We start from the raw sequence: 4,838 nt of genomic DNA, 5'->3' as shown, positions 1-4,838 counted from the left end.
TCTCAGGAGTTGGAGCCTCCGGCAAACCCGGCGCGGTTCAAGTCGTTGCAATCCAGCTGACCCACCGTGCGTTCGCATTGCAGCGATGCGCGGCACAACATCACACCCCGCAACGCAACATTCAAAAGCGGCCTTCCAACTGGATTGCAAAGGATGGACGGTCACGCCTCTCGCGTAGCTCCCGGTCGAAAACCGGCGTCAGCCCGCGCACTCCGTCAAAGCGGATGAGATCGCGATTAAGCCGTCCCCCGAACAACCGGTTGGCTTCGATGCGCAGCTTGATTTCACCGCCGAGCAGCAGCTCAGCATAAAGTGCGCCAGATGGCCCTTCATCGAACAACGAAAGCTGTCGCACGCGGAAACTTCGCGACAGCGGCGTAACGCGCAGGGTGCCTCCGTAAGTGAAGTGGGGGCTAACGACATGGCGATAGCCAAATTCCGCAGGGTTGTATTCGCTGAACTGCAGCGGACGATCGATACCGTTGAAGGGATCGCGCACCGATGTTTGTCGCCAGCTTGCATCGATGGTGAACTCCGCATCCCGGAAGAGGAAGGGGACCGGTAAGGTCGCCAATAGATCGAAACCCATCCTGCTCGCCGTCGGGAGGTTGCCGATCCCTTGGCCACCGGCGCCAATTGGCACCACATCCACCACATTGCTGATCCGTTCGCCCACTAAGGTCAGGCTGACGTTTCCGCGCCGACCCCAGCGATGATCGATGTTCAGCCGCACGCTGTCGATCTGTGGAGGTTGCAACTCGGCATTGGTTTCCGTGGTGTTGCTATCCTGTACTTCCACAGCACCCACGAAATCGGAGAAGTTCAGCTGGTCCACCTTGCGCTCCAGGCGCAGGTTCAGCGTCCAGTTGTCGGCTGGCCGCCAGTTCGCCACGAGCCGAGGCTTGAAGAAGGCGTAGCGGTTGGAGGCAGCGAAGGGCGGTGCCAAGCTAATGCGCGAGATCTCGCCGGCCAAAGCCCCTTCGATCGTCAGCGCGCCGAATCCAGTGTAGTTCAGCGAAATCTCGGCCGATCCGCGGGTTTCCGCAACTTCGGTGCGCACCTCGGGCCCCGGTCGCAACACCCCGGCATCGATCTGCGAAAATCGGGTATCCGATCGCAGGGACGTGCGCGCCGCTTCCAGTGCGAAATCCATGCTGAAGTCGCTCCAGCGCGGTGCCCAGTTCGCGCGCAGCACGCTCTCGCGCTGCCATTCATCCGCCTCGAATACACCGCCGCTGGGGCCTTGGTCCAAGGGATCCGTGTCAGCCGTGTTGATCACATTGCTGCGGCGCCGACCATGTAACCCGATCAACTTGGCCTCACCCCGGCCGATCCGGCGCGTCAACTCAAGCGAAATCTCCTCGTTGCGGTCGGTATTGCGGTTGCTTTCATTCTCGATTCGGGTGACTTTGGTTCCGCCTTCGGGCACCACATCAAACCGGCTGACGCGCTCGAACCGGCTGCGGCGCACCGACAGCGACAGTGCAGCAGCCGTGCCTCCCACATCCCGTGAGAGATTCAGAGCCCCAGCGACCGAGGGGAAGCGCCTCAGATCGACATAGGGACCAGCCTCTACCTGCTGCACAAGTCCATCGAAGTTCCGCTGCACCCCGTCAACGGTCTTGACGTTGCTGAGACCGCCTTCGAGGCTAGCCATAGTCTTCAAGCCAATAAGGGTTCCGTTCCAGGATATCGCACCAAAGGGGGCATGACGGTTTCGTGCGGTCACCGCGTTGCTCATCCGCCATGTGCCGCTTGATGGCGCGGCGGTGCGGCGCACCACATTGGCGATCAGTCGGCTGGCACCTCCTTGAAGGCCGGCCTCGGCGCCGTCGATCAATTCAATCCGCTCCACCACACTGGCAGGAATGCGGCGCAGATATTCGGACAGGCTGATGTCTTTGCTTGCCGGACGTGCACCATCGACCAGCACGTTGCCCGCAGCCCCCCCGAAGCCGCGCACCGCCTGCCCTTCAATGAGGGTGAAGCCGGGCAATCTGCTCAACATGTCGAGGGCATTTTGCGGCTGAAGCTCTGCAAAGAAGCTTGCAGGAAAGCTGGTCTGCGCAGCTTCCGGCCTGAGTTCGACCGATTTCGACGGCTCCTCGACCTTCCGGTCAGGGTCAGGCGCTGACACCGATGGCTGGGCCATGACAGCACCAAGCAACACAATGATGCTCACCGCTCGTCCTTTCCGACAGGCGGGACCTGTGTTCTGGATCCCAACATGCGGCGGAGGCCGTCTACTTCCCCAGGCGCCGCCCTTGCCGTACGCCACAGTGCTGCGCCGACGTGCATGGTAACGAGAAATGCGAGCGCATGTCCGCCATAGCTGTGCAGCGTGTAGAGCGTTTCCGCCGCCGGGTGCTGCGTTCCAGCCGGCGCAAGCCAGCCGAAATCGGGCATGGAGATCCCGAACACGTTCGGCACCCCGCCATAGGCGAGGTCCATGGCGTAACCGAGGATTGGCACGCCCAACGCGAGTGCATAGAGAACCCAGTGGACCGATCCCGCCAGACACCGGGCCGCTGGCGTGCCGTTGATCGAGGGGCGAGGCGAAGCCTGCCTGACAACGAGGCGCGCAGCCATAATCACGATGGCTATCACGCCGAGCGAGATATGCAGGCCGAAAAGCGTTTTGCCCAGATCGGATCGCCCATCGACGATGCCATAACCAAGAACAAATCCAATCGCCAATGCAGCGATTATTATAAATGCCGCAATCCAATGCATGAAACGCATCTGAATAGTGTAGAATGTCATGGCAATCTCCTTGATGGCGATGAAGCCAGCTCAGAGTTGCGATTTCATGAGGCAATATTGCGGCTCGGTTGCGTTGATCAAATTTTCGCTCAAATGTTCTAAGGGATCTGGATTTCCACTACCGATCCGCCGTTGTTGTTGTCCAAGAGCGTCATTTTCCCCTTATGAGCTTTGATAATCGCATGGACGATCGCGAGCCCTAGTCCGGCGCCGCCGGTCTCGCGCGAGCGTGAGATTTCGCCGCGGGTAAAAGGATCGAGCAGAACCGCTAGGTCCTGCTCGGGCCAGCCGGGTCCGTCATCGGCAATGCGCAACCGCACCTCGTCGCGCTCCTGCCAGACTCTGATCGCCAGACGGGACTGCGGCGCATAGCGGACGGCATTGTCGACCAAGTTGCTGATTGCGCGCGACAGTTTTCGGTCATCGACCATGGCTGTCGCCGGAACCGTGTCGATCGCCACCGCAATCCCGGCATTCCGCAGCTGTTCGGCGTGCCCTTCGACAACTTGGCGCACGAGGTCGTCGATTCTGGTGCTTTGCGGCTGCATGATCATCGCCTGAGAACTGGTCAGCAGATCGAGATCGCCAACCAGTTCCTCGACAATTCCCACCTGTCGCAGCAGCGCCGCGATCAACTGGTCATCCAGCTGGAACACGCCCGATTGCAGGCCGACCAGGCGGCCGCGCATGATCGTCAACGGCGTGCGCAGATCATGCGCAATCGCGGAGGAACGAAACTTGAGATCGGCATCGGCGGTGCGCAGCGCTTCGGTCATCCGGGTCAATTCGTGGTGGAGGGTCTCCACCTCCTCGGCGGCACCGCGCTTGAGCGGCACGGGCAGTTCGCGCTCGCCTGATCCGGTCTTCCGGGCGAATTCGGCCAATTGCTCGATCGGTTGCCCCATGGACGCCCCCAACCGCTGTGCAAGCCAGCCTCCCGAGATTGCGGTGATCGTGATCAGCACCGCCAGCGCGAGATGGTAATTGATCTCCCACGCGGTAAAGCCATGCGCCACCTTGAACGCCCGCACGCTAGGTGCGCATTGGCCGGACGTGCCGATCATGGCAGTGAGGTGTGCCTGATCCTCGGGTGTCAGGCTCGCCAGGAACAGTGTGTCCCGGACGGCATAAACCAGCTGCGGCGCGAATGCGGCGATGATGGCCGCGATAAGGCTCAAGGCGACTGCACCCAGAGCGATGCGGTTGCTGATCCGCCTAACCGAGAACATCGAGCCGGTATCCTTCGCCGCGTACCGCAGCAATGCCGATCCGCGGTCCGGCGACCGCCGCCAGCTTTTGCCGCAGCCTGCTGATATGCGGATCGACGGAGCGATCATACGCGTCGCTTCCCAAGGCAGAGTCGATCAGGAAGCCGCGACTGACAACCCGTCCCTGCACCTGAACCAGCGCGTCAAGCAGCAGAAATTCCACGCGGGTGAGATCGAGCAGATGATCGTCATAAAAGGCCCGGAAACCGCCTCGGTCGATCCGCAACCCACCTTGCCCCGTGGCGACGGGGGGCGCTGCCACACTGCCGCGGCGCAACAGCACCCCCGCACGGGCGACGATCTCCAGCGGATTGAAAGGCTTCACCACATAATCATCACAGCCGAGCCGGAAGCCCGATAACTTGTCCACATCATCGCCCAGCGCGCTGATCACCATCACCGGAAGATCAGGATGGGTCTCGCGCAAGTCGGCCAGAACCGACCAGCCGCTACGCTTGGGCATCTTCATGTCGAGCAGCACGAGTTGGGGATGCCAGCGCCAGACCGCATCGCGCACTTCGATCCCATCCCGGAGCACCAGACATCGTGCGTCCTCCCGTTCGAGGAAGGTCGCCAGAATCTCGGCAATCTCCGGCTCGTCCTCGACAATCAGGACGCGATAGCCGGAAAGCGCCTGACCCATGGAGTTTTCCATCAATTCGCCCAATTCTTCAACGGTTCCCACAAGTGGGCCTTGATGCCATGCCGCACAAGCATTGGCCATCTGCGGCAATAGGTTGCGATATTGTTGCATTCAGGCATGGTTCCCTAACCCGCCTTATTCATGAGCCTTCCTGTCAGGGCGTT

4 protein-coding genes are annotated in these 4,838 nt (G+C 61.1%); all 4 read right to left on the bottom strand.

What is annotated here, in order from left to right; all coding sequences use genetic code 11:
- Nucleotides 1-121: 121 nt before the first annotated feature.
- Complete coding sequence (locus tag CHU93_RS00165) at nt 122-2,182, bottom strand: TonB-dependent receptor plug domain-containing protein (protein ID WP_094472212.1); 2,061 nt, start codon at nt 2,180-2,182, stop codon at nt 122-124.
- On the bottom strand, nt 2,179-2,763 hold the full coding sequence (locus tag CHU93_RS00160) for a cytochrome b (protein ID WP_094472211.1): 585 nt from the start codon (nt 2,761-2,763) through the stop codon (nt 2,179-2,181). The genes CHU93_RS00165 and CHU93_RS00160 overlap by 4 nt, the downstream gene beginning before the upstream one ends.
- 98 nt (nt 2,764-2,861) lie before the next feature.
- Nucleotides 2,862-4,097 (bottom strand): ATP-binding protein, encoded by a 1,236-nt coding sequence (locus CHU93_RS17800; protein WP_243375017.1) that lies wholly within the window; start codon nt 4,095-4,097, stop codon nt 2,862-2,864.
- Nucleotides 3,979-4,785, bottom strand: a complete 807-nt coding sequence (locus tag CHU93_RS00150; RefSeq protein ID WP_207759160.1) for a response regulator transcription factor — start codon at nt 4,783-4,785, stop codon at nt 3,979-3,981. The genes CHU93_RS17800 and CHU93_RS00150 overlap by 119 nt, the downstream gene beginning before the upstream one ends.
- Between the last annotated feature and the right edge of the window lie 53 nt (nt 4,786-4,838).

The organism is Sandarakinorhabdus cyanobacteriorum, assembly GCF_002251755.1.
Taxonomy (GTDB): Bacteria; Pseudomonadota; Alphaproteobacteria; order Sphingomonadales; family Sphingomonadaceae; genus Sandarakinorhabdus; species Sandarakinorhabdus cyanobacteriorum.
The sequence above is the reverse complement of the archived record's forward strand: the minus strand, read 5'-3'. Positions and strand labels throughout refer to the sequence as shown.

Coding starts and splice junctions, on each gene's coding strand:
- CHU93_RS00160 (WP_094472211.1), bottom strand. CDS start 2,763: ATGACATTCTACACTATTCAGATGCGTTTCATGCATTGGATTGCGGCA.
- CHU93_RS00150 (WP_207759160.1), bottom strand. CDS start 4,785: ATGCAACAATATCGCAACCTATTGCCGCAGATGGCCAATGCTTGTGCG.